This is a genomic window from Bacillus sp. 1NLA3E (genome assembly GCF_000242895.2).
Classification (GTDB): domain Bacteria; phylum Bacillota; class Bacilli; order Bacillales; family Cytobacillaceae; genus Bacillus_BU.
Genome location: NC_021171.1, coordinates 534,885 through 549,555, shown reverse-complemented (window position 1 = coordinate 549,555; position 14,671 = coordinate 534,885). Strand labels below are relative to the sequence as shown.

The 14,671-nt window shown below is 38.3% G+C and carries 14 protein-coding genes and 1 riboswitch; of the genes, 3 read left to right on the top strand and 11 right to left on the bottom strand.

What is annotated here, in order from left to right; all coding sequences use genetic code 11:
- Nucleotide 1: 1 nt before the first annotated feature.
- The 5 genes from B1NLA3E_RS02790 to B1NLA3E_RS02770 all read right to left on the bottom strand — a co-directional run bounded on the left by B1NLA3E_RS02790 (nucleotide 2) and on the right by B1NLA3E_RS02770 (nucleotide 6,795).
- Nucleotides 2-1,018, bottom strand: a complete 1,017-nt coding sequence (locus B1NLA3E_RS02790; RefSeq protein WP_015592349.1) for an aldose 1-epimerase family protein — start codon at nucleotides 1,016-1,018, stop codon at nucleotides 2-4.
- Nucleotides 1,019-1,091: 73 nt separating this feature from the next.
- Nucleotides 1,092-2,438, bottom strand: a complete 1,347-nt coding sequence (gene fucP, locus B1NLA3E_RS02785) for an L-fucose:H+ symporter permease (RefSeq protein WP_015592348.1) — start codon at nucleotides 2,436-2,438, stop codon at nucleotides 1,092-1,094.
- Between the two features lie 44 nt (nucleotides 2,439-2,482).
- Nucleotides 2,483-3,154: a deoxyribose-phosphate aldolase gene (deoC, locus tag B1NLA3E_RS02780; RefSeq protein WP_187292177.1), complete on the bottom strand. Its 672-nt coding sequence runs from the start codon at nucleotides 3,152-3,154 to the stop codon at nucleotides 2,483-2,485.
- 513 nt (nucleotides 3,155-3,667) lie between these two features.
- Nucleotides 3,668-4,681, bottom strand: coding sequence for a LacI family DNA-binding transcriptional regulator (locus tag B1NLA3E_RS02775; RefSeq protein ID WP_015592346.1), 1,014 nt, complete (start codon nucleotides 4,679-4,681; stop codon nucleotides 3,668-3,670).
- 422 nt (nucleotides 4,682-5,103) lie between these two features.
- Nucleotides 5,104-6,795, bottom strand: a complete 1,692-nt coding sequence (locus B1NLA3E_RS02770) for an IS200/IS605 family accessory protein TnpB-related protein (RefSeq protein ID WP_015592345.1) — start codon at nucleotides 6,793-6,795, stop codon at nucleotides 5,104-5,106.
- Between the two features lie 417 nt (nucleotides 6,796-7,212).
- Here B1NLA3E_RS02770 and B1NLA3E_RS02765 point away from each other — a divergent pair, with 417 nt between their 5' ends.
- The 3 genes from B1NLA3E_RS02765 to B1NLA3E_RS02755 are packed head-to-tail and all read left to right on the top strand — an operon-like array spanning nucleotide 7,213 to nucleotide 8,250.
- Nucleotides 7,213-7,584: a DUF2089 domain-containing protein gene (locus tag B1NLA3E_RS02765; RefSeq protein WP_015592344.1), complete on the top strand. Its 372-nt coding sequence runs from the start codon at nucleotides 7,213-7,215 to the stop codon at nucleotides 7,582-7,584.
- A complete protein-coding gene (locus B1NLA3E_RS02760) occupies nucleotides 7,585-7,974 on the top strand; it encodes an SHOCT-like domain-containing protein (protein WP_015592343.1) in 390 nt (129 codons plus the stop codon).
- A gap of 3 nt (nucleotides 7,975-7,977) precedes the next feature.
- The gene (locus tag B1NLA3E_RS02755) at nucleotides 7,978-8,250 is read left to right on the top strand and encodes a hypothetical protein (RefSeq protein ID WP_015592342.1); all 273 of its coding nucleotides are present in this window, start codon (nucleotides 7,978-7,980) and stop codon (nucleotides 8,248-8,250) included.
- Nucleotides 8,251-8,452: 202 nt separating this feature from the next.
- On the opposite strand, the gene B1NLA3E_RS02750 is transcribed toward B1NLA3E_RS02755, so the two are convergent.
- The 6 genes from B1NLA3E_RS02750 to B1NLA3E_RS02725 form a co-directional block, all read right to left on the bottom strand.
- Entirely contained in the window at nucleotides 8,453-9,748 is a 1,296-nt protein-coding gene (locus tag B1NLA3E_RS02750; RefSeq protein ID WP_015592341.1) for an NCS2 family permease, read from the bottom strand.
- A gap of 85 nt (nucleotides 9,749-9,833) precedes the next feature.
- Nucleotides 9,834-9,935: riboswitch (purine riboswitch) on the bottom strand.
- 304 nt (nucleotides 9,936-10,239) lie between these two features.
- Complete coding sequence (locus B1NLA3E_RS02745; protein ID WP_015592340.1) at nucleotides 10,240-10,734, bottom strand: DUF1456 family protein; 495 nt, start codon at nucleotides 10,732-10,734, stop codon at nucleotides 10,240-10,242.
- A gap of 222 nt (nucleotides 10,735-10,956) precedes the next feature.
- The gene (locus tag B1NLA3E_RS02740; protein ID WP_015592339.1) at nucleotides 10,957-11,460 is read right to left on the bottom strand and encodes an ABC transporter ATP-binding protein; all 504 of its coding nucleotides are present in this window, start codon (nucleotides 11,458-11,460) and stop codon (nucleotides 10,957-10,959) included.
- A gap of 24 nt (nucleotides 11,461-11,484) precedes the next feature.
- A complete protein-coding gene (locus B1NLA3E_RS02735) occupies nucleotides 11,485-12,051 on the bottom strand; it encodes a DUF4256 domain-containing protein (RefSeq protein WP_015592338.1) in 567 nt (188 codons plus the stop codon).
- Between the two features lie 156 nt (nucleotides 12,052-12,207).
- Nucleotides 12,208-13,797, bottom strand: a complete 1,590-nt coding sequence (locus B1NLA3E_RS02730; RefSeq protein WP_015592337.1) for an NAD(P)/FAD-dependent oxidoreductase — start codon at nucleotides 13,795-13,797, stop codon at nucleotides 12,208-12,210.
- Between the two features lie 212 nt (nucleotides 13,798-14,009).
- Nucleotides 14,010-14,552 carry a DUF1697 domain-containing protein gene (locus B1NLA3E_RS02725; RefSeq protein WP_015592336.1) on the bottom strand — a complete coding sequence of 181 codons (543 nt, stop codon included), beginning with the start codon at nucleotides 14,550-14,552 and terminating at the stop codon, nucleotides 14,010-14,012.
- Between the last annotated feature and the right edge of the window lie 119 nt (nucleotides 14,553-14,671).

Genomic DNA, 14,671 nt, shown 5'->3' with positions numbered 1-14,671 from the left:
CTTATTTTTTTCCTGTTACCACCGTGAAAGATTTTTCCTCTCCAGCATTCAGCTTCAATAATGTACCTGATCTTTCTGCAGCAAGGAAACCTTCTGGCCTGCAGGTTGCCGGTAACACGAAAGCTCCAACCTGCTGGTCGCTATTGTGTAAAATCCAACGTGTTGCGTAATTAAATTCAGATGTGGAAAATCTGGTAAAAAAAGCAGTTCCATCATGCGAAACCATTTCAAATTCTGCATCTTCCAAATAATGGTCCAACTTATCTGCAAAAAACACAATCTCTGGATCATACATCTCAGGCTGGTTTAAAGCGGTAATCATCTCATCCCCACTAAGGAGCTTTTTATTATAATCCAGCCATTTCTCGGTCGGCTTTACATGTCCCGGTATGGACTCCCTGAGTTTAAAAGCACTGGCAGGGATGTTCTGCTTCATGACCGCATTTTCGAGATAAGCATAATTTGTATGGAACATATATTGAAGCGGCATCTCTGAACCCGAAAGATTTTTAACATTCATGTTGATTTCAATGAATGTTTCTCGACTGAACATTTTTACCGTTGGCCGTGCAAGGTAATGGTGACCAAACCCCTTCACATACTCGGTCTCACCACAGATTTTAATGCCATCATCCGTAATCTCAAGCCACGCCCTGTCCATTTCAGCGCATGGCATTTCTCCATGAAGATCATGGTCATCCTCGGGTCCTGGGCAGCCGTTGCGGATTAAGCCTGAGTGAAAAGCAAAGCAGCCATATGTATCTATGACACTAGCTGCCTTCTTCGGCTGGGAGAACATGTTTTTCATTTTCAGGTTGGCGCCATCAAATTCCAAATCCCAGATCATCTGTCCCATATAAGGAAGGACAACCATCCTACCGCGCAGATTTTTAAGCTCGATTGCTTCCACACCAGACGGATACCGGAATAGACTTGCTGTCATTTCATCGTTACGAAAAATTATCTTGCTACTATCTGTAAAATAAGCACGTTGCAATTCAACTTTTCCTGATGCCATTTCGATTCATCTCCTATTTTAACTATGGAGCAGCCGGAATTCGGCCGCCCTTGTACTTGTAAATCAGGTTTTCTTACTTAGCCACCTTTAGTGGTTCCTCGGTATTTTGTTCTGCAGCATTCCGCTTCATTTTTCCATAGAAATAGAAACCGATATAGATAAAGCAAACCATAGGGATAAGGAATGAAAGCTGCATTGAACCAAACAAGTCGGATGCGAATCCCTGGGCAGCTGGGATCACTGCTCCACCTACGATTGACATAACGAGGACCGCACCTGCCATCTCTGTATATTTCTTTTCCTTAACAACTTCAAGTGTTTCCGCATAGATGGTTGGCCAACAAGGTCCAAACAGCATGCTCACGGCAACTGCCGCATATACCGCTGCCATACTTGGCACGAATGCCACAAAAGCAAGCAATGCTGCACCGATAATTGAATAAACAGTCAATACCTTTGATGGAGCGAAGCGAGTCATTAAGAAGTTCGCAATGAACTTTCCAACAAAGAAAGCAATGAAACTGAACACCATGAAGTTCGAAGCGATACGCTCATTGATGTCCGGATTCAGGTCAAGCGCCAAACGAATTGTGAACGACCATACCGTAACCTGCATTCCTACGTATAAAAATTGAGCAGCAATCCCTTTTCGGAAGCTTTTGTTTCCACCCAGATATTTCAAGGTCTGCAACAGTCCAGGAGATTTCACTGTGGTCTTAGCTTTTTCTATAACAGGTTTACAAATAGGAAATTTAGTAAAAACAAATAATATTAATACACCGATAAGAACAAAAATTATATATTTATATGGTTCAAGTGTATGCTGAAGCATCTGCAGTCCGAAAACACGAGCCTCTTCAGGAGACATTTTAGACATTTGTGCCTCTATGCTTGCACCTTCCTGGAAAACAAGATATTTTCCTAACAGGATACCGGAAATGGATCCAATCGGATAAAACGTCTGGCTAATATTCAAGCGAAGCGTTGCAAACTGACGCGGCCCAATCATGGAACTGTATGTGTTTGCAGCTGTTTCAAGAAAACCAAGTCCGATGGCAATGGAGAAAATCGCGAATAGAAACATCGTATATGTCGCCATCTCCGAAGCAGGATAAAACAATGTGCACCCTGCAATATAAAACAACAAGCCCGTAATAATAGCTAATTTATAGTTTGTCTTTTTGATGACCATAGAAGCGGGTATCGCTACAAGAAAGTATCCTCCGTAAAATGCGCTTTGGACTAAAGCGCTTGCAAAATCACTTAACTCGAACACATGCTTGAATTGCGTGATAAGAATATCATTCAGGCTGGCCGCTACCGCCCATAATGGGAACAGCATCGACAGCAGGATAAACTGAAAAATGGGAGTTCGGTTCAAATATCCATCCGGCAATTGAATCAGGTTTTTGCTTGTCATTTTCATTTCTCCTTATTAGTGAATTTAGAAACGATGAAGCGACCTTAATATCCGCTCTCAACCATTTCACCTTTCATAATCTTCACGCCAGAACTAGCACCAATGCGGTTTGCGCCTGCTTCAGCCATTGCCTTCAGGTCATTCAGGTCACGGATACCACCTGATGCCTTCACACCTGCTTTTTCCGCCACAACTCTCCGCATCAATGAAACATCTTCAACTGTTGCACCTCCGGTTGAAAAACCTGTGGATGTTTTGACAAAGTCAGCACCTGCACGTAAGGACATTTCGCAAGCAAGGACCTTTTCTTTGTCAGTAAGCAGCGATGTTTCAATAATCACCTTAACGAGCGCCTTTCCATTTGCGGCATCAACAACCCCGCGAATATCTTCCTCCACAGCCTGTTCATTTCCCGATTTAAGCAATCCTATTGAAATGACCATGTCCACTTCAGTTGCACCATTTTTAATAGCATCCATCGTTTCAAACGCTTTTACTGAAGATGTAGATGCCCCGAGTGGAAAGCCGATGACCGTACAAACCTTTACATCACTGGCTGCTAGTTCTTCTGCAGCAGTTTTTACCCATACAGGATTCACGCAAACAGATGCAAACCCATATTCTCTTGCTTCTGCACAAAGTTCCACAATCTGTTCCTTTAATGAATCTGCCTTCAATAGTGTGTGGTCAATCATTTTAGCGGTGTTCATAGAAATTCCCCTTTTTATTTAGATAATAAATTATATAAATGCACTTTCATTTACTAAAAATGTGTAAATACACTTCCATTTTCGGTGTCCAAATCAGTTTTTGATTGAAAGCATTACTTTTATTCACATGGTAATCAATACTTTTCACTGGTCCTCAGTTCTTGCCTAATCATCTGTGAACCTTGACACTCAATACCTCCTCACTTGAACTTCCATGGCATTATGATTAAAAGTAAAATCATATAACAAAATGTAAACGTTTAGATTTTGTCGCAAAAAAATATGATTTAACGAGTTTTGTAAGTAATTAATTTATCAGTTGTAATGTAAACGTTTAGATTTTGTTTCTAAATTTAGATTAGCACCATTCACTTAATGTAGCAAGAGTTTTTTGAATGCGTTTTCAAAATAAAATAAAGTTTTTTTGATTTGGGGAAGATATCGGTTGCAAGGACCTTATTTTCCCTTATTTGTAAAAAAGAGCCCAACCATTTATCCGATGGAGCAGCTCTCTTCAATTTAATTCTTAATAAGACGGCAGGACTGCCTGATGATCAGTTCTGGTGGCAGTGAATATTGCCGCTTCGGAAGATCCTTAAAGTGAATCCTTTCATGCAAAAACATAAATGCTATTTCACCAACCGCAGTCATCGGCCTTGCCACGACTGATAGCTTCGGATTCAGGAATGTAGCTATATCCACATCATCAAAACCAATGAACGACACTTCATAGCCAAGCTTCCAGTTCAAGTCATCCAACGCCCTCATGCAGCCAATTGTCATCAAGTTATTCGATGAAAAAATAGCTGTTGGCCTTTCATCAAGTTCTCTAAGCTTCTCCGTAGCAAGATAACCACTGTGCTCTCCAAAATCCCCTTGGATCACAAGCTTTTCATCAAGAGGTATATTATAGTCCTCTAGTGCCTTTTTATAGCCAAGGTACCGCTCTAACCCTGGAGTCGTATTTTGGGGACCACAAATAATGGATATTTTCCTATGTCCTTGAAGAATCAAATGCTGAACTGCCTGATACGATCCCTTTATATTATCGACTAGGACAGTGTCTACCTCAAAGCTTCGAATACTCCTGTCAACTGCCACCATGGGTATATTCTGCTCCTGAAGCAACTTCAGATGTTCTCCATTTTCATTGGCAGTTGTAATGATGACCCCATCCACACCGCGTTCAATGAAATTTTTTACAATTTTTTCCTCGATATTCTGCGACTCGTTCGTGCTACTCAGGATAGTGAAATAATCCTTCTCCCGCGCTTTCTGTTCAATCCCAGCCATCACCAGGGGGAAAAATGGATTTTTGATGTCAGGCACAATGACACCAATCGTTTTGGTTTCTTTACGCTTCATCGTTCTTGCAGCAGCATTGCGAATATAACCTAGTTCCTGGATAGCCTTAAGAATCCTCTCCTCTGTTGCCTTCCTAACACCACCCTGGTTGTTGATCACTCGCGACACGGTCGCGATTGAAACTTCAGCAACCCTCGCAACATCCTGAATATTTGGTTTCGAATCCATTTTACATAACCCCTAAATATAAACGTTTAGATTTTCAATTATAATAAGACATTGTTATGCCAAGTTTAATTACTGAAAGGATATATAAACGTTTAAATTATTGTTTTTTTGATCAATTTATATAGTATCACCAAGAATAGTCCTTAATACTGGATCTCCAATACTCTTCAACAATATAAAAAAACGCTTTTAAGCAAATGCCTATCAAATTAATAGTTTAACACTTTAAAGACATGTTATATAGTTTTACTTGAAATTATATTCCTGAAACTTTCGGCTATAAAATAATATGTTGACCCATTGAACTACCCGCCACTTAACACCCTTTCGGGTTTGTTTGAAGTGGGGGATTCCTGAAATACAAGACATATATACAAGATATATGACCGTTTCCCGTTCAACTAGGAAACGGTTTTTCCGCTTTAAAATATCGACAAACCTTTTTTCTCCAAGTCTGTTAACGCCCCTGAAGAGAAGAGTTCGTTGGTCAAACGAAACTTGTCTCCATCAAAAAGTTCTGATTGGTAGAACGCACATGTGCGTATCCCTTTCAGGCATTTAGAAACATACCCCCACTGCCTCCAATGATGAGCACCTATTATCTTCTCTGGTAATAGTGCACCCAACGTTGGTGGGAGTTTTTCTTTAAATCCCATGGCTCTTCTAGCGATGACGAAACTGGCGGCTTCATGGATGGAAATCCCAAACCGTTTCATGTATTTCATTTTTCCAATTTGGCTGGTGTAAGCTGGATTCACTTCAAAAACAGCAACATTCATCTTCTCAGCCCTAGCTTTAATAGAAGCAATCATTTTGCTATAAGCAAACATCGACATCACCTGGTTTGCTTTTTTGTTTCCATAAGGATGGGAAACCTTTGATAGGGTAGTGTCTAGATCTTCAACGGCAATGGGTTTGTTTGCTTGATAAGCGATGTTCACCACTTCAATGGCTTCAGCCTCTAAAATTTTCGTCACTTGATTGGAGCTTTTCCCTTTAATATCGAAGGGTAAAGACCATGAAGAAAGAAGCTGTCCTTTGCTATTGGCATTGGAAATCGCAAAATGATTTACATTGCAATCTACACCAATGATGCCAGCTAATTTGGAATAGTTGATAGATGGATTTTCTTCTTCGTTTATCATGCATTTGAAAATGTAAAAATCACCATGGTCTTCCACAGACCAGGCAATAGGTTTACCAAATTTCTTTTTATTCTTGCAGTTTTTTTGAGTTAAAATGGCGGTTTCTATTTTGTCTTGACCATACGGGAAATGGAGGTTCTCCACAAAAACCACGACACCGGATGGGGTCTTAAAACGTAATCTCTGACAATCTAGGTCATAATGAAAGACAAAATTACCAGAATGGGAATCTTTACGACCAGAAATTTTCATTTGATGATAGCGGGATTTCTCCCATTCGTTTTTCCAAATTTCATGATTATTTGCATACCTATCCACAGTGAATTGAGATTTAAAGCGCTTTTTAGAACCAAAAGTCACACTGGAGATTTTTGTTTTTAATTGTTTTACTTCATCTTCTTTTCTATTTAATTTACAAATTAGGAAACCAATTTTACTTTTCAATTTCTTCATTTGAACATCTAGATATTGATGTTCAAATTCGTAGGCATGATAGTAGAGGTCTGTTTTCATCTTATAGTGGACGACAAAAAAGTTGCCTTCCTTTTGTTCCTTAGCGTTCTTTGGGAAGGATGGTTTACCTTTTACAAAGGATTTTTTTATCTTCTGCAGAGTGGTCAAATGGGATTTAACTTTTTTTAATTTCTTTTTGATGGAATTAATTTGTTCTGCTTTATTTTTAATGTAGAGTTTATTTAATTCAATTAAGCTGCTTTGTACAGCTTTCGCCTCTTGAACCACACTGTTGGCATAATAATCATCCAATTTGAATTGTTCTTTAACTGTTAGATGGAGGGACCTTGTCCGTTTGCTTTTACCGGAACGCTTTTCTTTTACCAAGGTATTAAAAGCGGTGTGTTTGGCCTGATTAAAGAGAAATAGAGCATGTTCAATCATAGTAACAAATTCTTCTGACAACCTATGTTTATAGATACGGTTAGAAAAATAGGTTTTTATGCTCATAGTCATGTCCCTTTCCTCTTATTTGATTATATTATATCAGAATATACGTTCTCATTCAAACGAAAACCTCACCTTCGGAGGGGCGATTCATCCCCTCCCTACTCATTGGGCTACGCCCTGCGCATTCCTTGAGGAGGGGGTCTTCTCGCCAAAGATGATAAAATGATAATCTTTTAAATCATTTTTTATTAATTGATCTTTGGCTGCGGATATCATATCTCAATGAAACGAAAAGCATGAAAGAGAGGTTAATCCCTAAATTGTAGAGTAAATACAGAGATGGCACTTGTTTATTAAATCTTTTAATATAAAAATAAATATTTTTAATTATTTTTGTTAATTTATTTAATTATTTTAATCAAATTATTTATTTCCTGAACACATTGATGTATGATTGAATTATAGAAAAGGAAGGAGAGAGTTATGGCATATCCTCTTATATCAGAGTGTCCCGTTTGTAGTAAGCAATTAAAAATTACAAAGCTGCAGTGTACTCACTGTCACACTACGATTGAAAATGAATTTGAGCTCTCCAATTTTGCGAGTCTCAGCAAGGAACAGCTTAATTTTATTGAGACTTTTCTAAAATGCCGTGGAAATATTAAGGAAGTTGAGAAAGAACTTGGAGTATCCTATCCCACCGTCCGGGGAAAATTAGATGACATTATCTCTTCTCTTGGATATTCCACCACTAAGAAGGTTGAAATTGATCGAAAAAAAGTCATTTTAATGCTAGAAAAAGGCGAAATAACCGCTGAAGAAGCGATTTCAATATTAAATGGGGAGGAATCCTAAATGAACGAGGAAATTTCAAGAATATTAACAATGGTCGAAGAAGGAAAACTGGACAAAGATAAGGCTGCTGAATTGATCGATGCACTGCAAGGCAAGGGTAAACAAGTCAATCTAAATAAACAGACCTCATCCCCCTACCTAGACAAAATGCTAAAAATACGCGCTACTTCAGAACAAGGGGACAATGTTAACGTTAATCTACCAATTAAACTCGTAAAAGCTGTTTTAAGGGTAGGAACAAGCATTGCTGAAAGAATTCCCGAAGCGGAAAAATATGTAAAAGATATCGACGTTGATCTCTTAATTGAAGCGATTGAAAATGAATTGGACGGTCAAATTGTAGATATCACCTCGGCAAAAGGGGAAAAAGTATCGGTTGTGATTGAGTAATATATGATGAAAGTAAAAATTAAAGCAAAAGGTAGACGATATTTTATTCCAGTCCCCTATGCCTTGTTACATCTATTCATTGGAGTCGTGACATCAAAAAGAATCCTGGCAATTGCAAATCGTTCAATTGAAAAAGGAGGAAATAAGAAGTTTCAAATTCCAAACATAAGCAGGGATGATCTGAAGCCTTTGCTAAGGGAACTTTCAGATCAAAAAGGTTTAATGCTGGTCGAAACAATCCTTAAAGACGGCACTGAAGTTTCTATAAAATTATAAAATACCATTCCTCTTTACATTGGAATGGTGTTTTTGTCCAGTTACCTTTCTTAGGTTTTATTTGTATTAATATCTTAACACTTAAAAGACTTCCATTTGGAACATAACACGTTAAGTAAAGAAAAAAGCAGTGCTTTGATCTCTCAAAAACACTGCCATTTTTCTGCCTAAAACTTATTTTAAGAAAGTTGGGACACCTTTTTTAAATCACATAAACAAAGTAAAAAATGAAGGTTAAACAGAGAACAGACATGATTGGATGGACTTCCCTCGTTTTTCCCATGGCAATCATACTGATTGGGTAAAGAATGAAGCCTAGGGCAATCCCTGTTGCCACACTAAAGGTCAAAGGCATCATAATAATCGTTACAAAACATGGGATGACAATGGTAAAATTGCTCCAGTTAATCTTGCTGATTTCTGTTGCCATCAGGGCTCCAACAATAATCAGAGCCGGGGCCGTCACCTCAGGAGTGACAATGGATAAAATAGGCGAAAAAAATAAGGAAACGGTAAAGCAGGCTGATATAACGATGGCTGTAAAGCCTGTCCTGCCCCCAACCGCAATACCTGCAGAAGACTCAACGAATGAAGCGGTTGTCGATGTACCTAAAACGGAACCAGCAATGGTTGACATGGAATCTGCAAGGAGTGCCTTCCCGGCATTGGGGATTTGGTTATCCTTCATTAGTCCTGCCTGGCTGGCAATGGCGATTAACGCACCTGCTGTATCAAAAAAGGCCACAAACAAAAAGGTAAAAATAACTGCCAGTACTTTTGGGGATAGAACATCATCCAGATGATTGAAAACGACCCCGAATGTAGGCTGAAGGCTTGGTATTTTTCCAATAATGGCTTCCGGCTTGTCGATAATGCCAAATAACATGCCAAGAATGGTTGAAAGCACCATTCCGTAAAAAATCCCGCCCTTTATTCCTTTGTTTAAAAGAATAATAGTAATGATAAATCCCGCAATAGCAAGCAATGTTGGAGGAGAATTCAAGTTCCCCAGCCCCACCATTGTGGCTTCATTTGCAGTAACAATTCCAGAGTTTTTTAAGCCGATTAACGCGACGAAAAATCCAATTCCTGCGGCGATGGCATGTTTAAGATCCTGGGGAATGACATTAATAATTTTTTCGCGGATTTTTAGCAAGCTTAATATCATGAATAATACACCAGCAATAAAAACACCCGCCAATGCGGTTTCCCAAGGTATTTTCATGCCAATACAAACAGTAAAGGTAAAAAAGGCATTTATACCCATGCTTGGGGCAATGCCAATTGGATAATTAGCAATTAGTCCGATTAACAGGGATCCGATAATGGCGGACAGGGCAGTTGCTGTAAAAAGTGCCCCTTTATCCATGCCTGTTTGGCTCAGGATGACTGGATTGACAACCAGGATGTAAGCCATTGATAGAAACGTGGTGATTCCCGCAATACTCTCTTGCTTAAAAGATGTATTCCGTTCGGAAAATTGAAAGTAATTCTTCATGATAGTTATGTCCTCCGAATCAAATAAAATAAAATAAAAAAATCCCCCGGAAAGCTGCCGGTGGATCTGCCAAAGGACAATAAAAGCCTGAATCGTTGCCCCTTGTAGACAGGCTATTTACGGCAGCCAGGTAGAGACGTTCAAGCCATATTCTTGAACTTATACAAGATAATTCTTTAATAAATAATACGGGTAATATTATCAGTGAAAAAGTTCTGAGTCAATAACAACGGGCATTTTCAGCCAATTAAGATTATTTTATTATTTTTTTCATTTGATAATAATTTAGGGTGAAAATAAGAAAAAGCAGTAATAGCTATCATCAGCTATAAAAATACCCCGCGTTCCATTACATGAAATCGGGGCAAGTTTAGATATAAATATTTTATGACAGGGGCACAGAAAAAAAACGGAATTATGTAACATCCAGTACAATATATTCACGGGCAGCGAGGGAATAGTTAAATTTAGTCCAATCCGTTGATGTTCCCTTATCCCCTATATTTTATCGTTAAGCCTTTTAGGAAATTTCGAGCGTATTTATCGCCACACTCTTTATAGTTCTTATGTCCTACTTTTCTTAATATAGCGCTTAATTCCCCCTTAGTGATCGTGACTCCTGCTTCTTTAAGAATATCGATCATATCCTCACTTGTTAATGCTAATGCTATTTTCAATTTCTTTAGTAGGAAGTTATTTACACATTCATTAGAAAGTGGTGGGCTTTCAGGTAGTCCTGGTTTTGGATCTTGTTTTCCTCTTTTAAAAATAATAAATCCATTTAAAAACGACTCTAGCTTCATATTATTTAATTTAACTATGTATTCATTTTCAGCTTCGTCATTAGTTGATTTCGTTAGTATTTCAAGCACTTCTTCTTTGGTTGTTTCAATGCCACCAAGCTTAAAGATCTCGACCATATCGTTATTTTTTATGTCTAGTGCGTACCTTAATCGAATTAATATATCGTTATTTTCCATTAACAAGCCTCCATACTATTTTTTCAATTGATAAGATGATTCCCTGATTCCCGTGCATATTGGTTATTTTGAACTACCACCACTTAATTTTACTTATAAAAAAGTTATTAATGCATAGAAAAACCAAATGACATGAAAGGAAAGAGGGTAAAATTGGAATGGTCGTTTTCCCACTTTACCCCTGATCCTTATTGTCGCACAATCGACATCATATTTATATTGCTCTATCTAAAATTCCTGTTTTTCTAACCACTCAGATAACCTTTTCTCACGGGATGGTTTTTTCTTTTCGTCACCGTCGTATTTCCCCAATGTTAGTTCATCATGGATCTTTCCATCCATAAGGAATATTACTCTGCCTGCCCAAGCTGCCACTTTCGCATCATGGGTAACAATGATGACGGTTGTGCCCTCTGTGTTAACAGTATTAATGATATCCATCACATCTCTTGAGGTACTGCTATTTAGCGCTCCAGTAGGTTCATCCCCAAATAAAATATCCGGCTGATTGATGAGTGCCCTACAGATTGCTGCACGTTGCAGCTGCCCACCTGAAACCTTTTTAATATCATGTTTCGCCACATTGTCAATTCCTGTCTTTACCATTAGTTCATCGACATGTTGATTTACCTTTTCTCTAGACAGCTTACCAGACTTAAACCCCGGAAGTACAATATTATCTCGGATAGGTAAATTTTTTAGAAGATAGGAGTGCTGAAAAATAAATCCCATCTGCTTTAGCTTTCACACCAAAATTTAGACCATTAGTGAGCCACGGAAACCCCTAGCAGCATAGTAGGACTCTGCTCCATTGTGGTACACAAAGACCGTGTCGTAGCGACGATCACAGAAGATGGCCCCACCGAGATTTCTAATATTAGGGGGTGTTTTCACCCAACTCGATGTTTTAGTATCGAAATTCCCAAGTTTCTGTATCTCCCGGTATTGTTCTTCCGTTAAAATCTCAATACCCATGTCAGCAGCCATATCAATAGCGCTGTTTTTTGGTTTGTGTTCTTTCCTTGACTCCAGCGCTTCACGGTCGTAACAAACACTTCTTCTGCCTTTAGGACTTTCCGCTGAACAATCATAAAAAATGTATTCGCCCACTTGTTTATCATGAACAATAACATCCGGTTCACCGCCGGTTCTTTCCATTTCATTAAGCGACCACAGTTTTTCTGTATTAGTTTCTAGCTTTGTTTGTACTTTAACCCATTCAAGTCCTTTATGGCGATCCATGTTTTTATCAAAACGGCCTTTCAATATTCCGAGTATTTCTTCACGTTGCTCTGGTGACAACTTCCTTTTTTCATTATTCATACGAAACCTCCTATAAAATGTTTAGAAGTACTTTTTTTTGAATTGCTTCATCCCTCAGCGCTTTCAATTTCCTTCATTAAAAGGTAGTGACTGTGTCACTCCTCGAGAAATCTTGTTTCACAAAATGTCAAAGAAAATCATTATGTGTACCAAAAACTAATTTTCAATCTCCATTAACGCTTCTGCACATTTTATTCCGTCAACAGCACTAGACGTGATTCCTCCAGCATAACCTGCACCTTCACCACAAGGGTATAACCCTTTGATGTTCGACTCAAATGTCAGAGGATTTCGCCTAATTGTAACAGGTGATGAACTTCGGCTTTCTACAGCTGATAAAACTGCATCATGTTTGATAAAGCCCGCAAGTTTTTTATCCATTACTCGCAACCCGTCTTTTAAACTATCAACGATAAAATCATCTAGACATTCTCTTAAGTCCGTTGGTGTAACACCCGGGGTATAAGTTGGGATAATATCGCCAAGTTGTTTACTACCCTTATTTACTAAGAAATCGCCGACCAATTGTACTGGTGCAAAATAATTTCTGCCACCAAGTTCAAATGCTTTTCGCTCAAGCTTTCTTTGAAACTCTATAGCCGCCAGTACATCTCCATTAAAATCATTTGGTGTGATAGAAACAAGCAATGCACTATTAGCATTTTCACCACTTCTTGCGCTATAGCTCATACCATTTGTCACTACAGCATTTTTTTCTGATGCCGCTGCAACAACATGACCTCCAGGGCACATACAAAACGTGTAAACACCTCGTCCATTGGGAAGATGGGCATTCAACTTATAGTCAGATGCACCAAGTAGTGGATTATTTGCAAAGCTGCCGAATTGCTGTAAATCGATGTCTTTTTGGTGATGTTCAATACGTACACCTACAGCAAAAGGCTTCGGTATCATGTCTACACCTAAATCCTTTAACATATAAAAAGTGTCTCGAGCACTATGCCCTATCGCCAATACTACAGCATCAGTTTCTATTGTCTCAGACTCTCCATGCCTATCTAGTAGCACGCCTCTAACTTCACCATTTTCGATGATAAGTTCCTTCATTTTCGTTTCGAAACGGACTTCCCCACCAAGTCGTTCGATTTTTTTACGAATATTTCTAACAACCGTGATCAAAATGTCCGTTCCAATATGGGGCTTTGCTAAATAAGCGATCTTACTAGGAGCACCCGCTTCTACGAATTCCTTTAATACTTTCGGAATTCTAGTATTTTTTACACCAGTTGTTAATTTCCCATCGGAAAATGTTCCGGCTCCACCCTCACCAAATTGGACATTACTACTCGTTTCAAGCTCGCCGTCTTTCCAAAACTTTTCAACAGCCATTTTTCTTTTATCGACGTCCATTCCCTGCTCTACAACAACGGGGTTTAATCCATGTTCTGCTAAAACCAAGGCACAGAAAAGTCCAGCGGGTCCACTGCCTACTACTACAGGACGGGTGGTTTTATTGGTTTTCTTGATCCCATATTCTAATGGATTATAGGATGAGACATCTTTTATTCCTAAATACGATCTCTCGTTTTCAATTTCAACATCAACAGAATAAACAAGCTGGACATTACTTTTTTCCCTTGCGTCGATCGACTTCTTAGAAATACTAAAGGACAATATTTTGTCCTGTTTGACTCTTAGTATTTTCTGAATTTTCTGAGCTAAAAGTTCATTTTCCTTACTTGGGTCAAAATCAGCACGAAGCTTAATATTACTTATTCTTAACATGTTAAATCCCGTCCTAAATTTATTTTTGCAGCTTTTATGAATATTCGTTACTTGTTTAATTATCTTCTTTTTACCATATATAAGTTATTACCCTTGTGAGTAAAATTTAATTCTGCTGTCATCACAATTTCGTTCATATTATTTAGTCATTGTCACTTTTTTTATCGTTCTTACCTTACAGTCTGATTGAAGAAGGAAATCTTCGCATTTCCTCATCTATTTGCAAGTTGTAATAATTTTCTTACCGTGTTTGAATTTCGGATTGTTATGCTATTATACATAGACGAACCGACAATCTTTGACCACCGTGTTCTTGAAAAGGTTTCGATAGGTGCAGACCAAAATATCACTCTGCCATAATGATCTACTTTTTCATATTCCGGTTTAATTGCCCCAACATCCTCAATCACTTCCTCCACGGTGGTTGGTGGTATTACAAATATTGCATTGTGCTTTGAATCCTTGTCTTGCCCCCACCATAATGGTGCATGATTTAGCGCCGCAATGAGGTCATTTACAGATATAATTGAAACTGGGATATTTAACTGAAATTTACTCTTAATTAATACTTCGCATTCTTCTTTAAGCTTTTTCTCATCTTTTTTATCACTTGTAAAAATTATATTTCCGCTGTTTATATAAGTAGCAACATCATCAAAACCATTTTGCTCAAATAAATTCTTAAGTTCGGGCATGGAAATCTTATTTTTCCCGCCCACATTTATACCTCGCAGAAAAGCAATATATTTCCTCATTTGCTACTCCCCTCATTAACATTTGCTTTTAAAATACCATTATTAGAATGTAAGGATAAATGACAAGGATACTAACAGTCAAGATAGTCTCATTATTATTAATGGGTATGAACCTTTAA

What these genes read in the sequence shown, in the direction of transcription:
- B1NLA3E_RS02760 (WP_015592343.1), top strand. Translation starts at nt 7,585, where the DNA reads ATGAACGAGGAAATTTCAAGAATATTAACAATGGTCGAAGAAGGAAAA.
- B1NLA3E_RS02750 (WP_015592341.1), bottom strand. Translation starts at nt 9,748, where the DNA reads ATGAAGAATTACTTTCAATTTTCCGAACGGAATACATCTTTTAAGCAA.
- B1NLA3E_RS02775 (WP_015592346.1), bottom strand. Translation starts at nt 4,681, where the DNA reads ATGGATTCGAAACCAAATATTCAGGATGTTGCGAGGGTTGCTGAAGTT.
- B1NLA3E_RS02735 (WP_015592338.1), bottom strand. Translation starts at nt 12,051, where the DNA reads ATGAATAATGAAAAAAGGAAGTTGTCACCAGAGCAACGTGAAGAAATA.
- fucP (WP_015592348.1), bottom strand. Translation starts at nt 2,438, where the DNA reads ATGACAAGCAAAAACCTGATTCAATTGCCGGATGGATATTTGAACCGA.
- B1NLA3E_RS02725 (WP_015592336.1), bottom strand. Translation starts at nt 14,552, where the DNA reads ATGAGGAAATATATTGCTTTTCTGCGAGGTATAAATGTGGGCGGGAAA.
- B1NLA3E_RS02755 (WP_015592342.1), top strand. Translation starts at nt 7,978, where the DNA reads ATGATGAAAGTAAAAATTAAAGCAAAAGGTAGACGATATTTTATTCCA.
- B1NLA3E_RS02765 (WP_015592344.1), top strand. Translation starts at nt 7,213, where the DNA reads ATGGCATATCCTCTTATATCAGAGTGTCCCGTTTGTAGTAAGCAATTA.
- B1NLA3E_RS02740 (WP_015592339.1), bottom strand. Translation starts at nt 11,460, where the DNA reads ATGGGATTTATTTTTCAGCACTCCTATCTTCTAAAAAATTTACCTATC.
- B1NLA3E_RS02770 (WP_015592345.1), bottom strand. Translation starts at nt 6,795, where the DNA reads ATGACTATGAGCATAAAAACCTATTTTTCTAACCGTATCTATAAACAT.
- B1NLA3E_RS02730 (WP_015592337.1), bottom strand. Translation starts at nt 13,797, where the DNA reads ATGTTAAGAATAAGTAATATTAAGCTTCGTGCTGATTTTGACCCAAGT.
- B1NLA3E_RS02790 (WP_015592349.1), bottom strand. Translation starts at nt 1,018, where the DNA reads ATGGCATCAGGAAAAGTTGAATTGCAACGTGCTTATTTTACAGATAGT.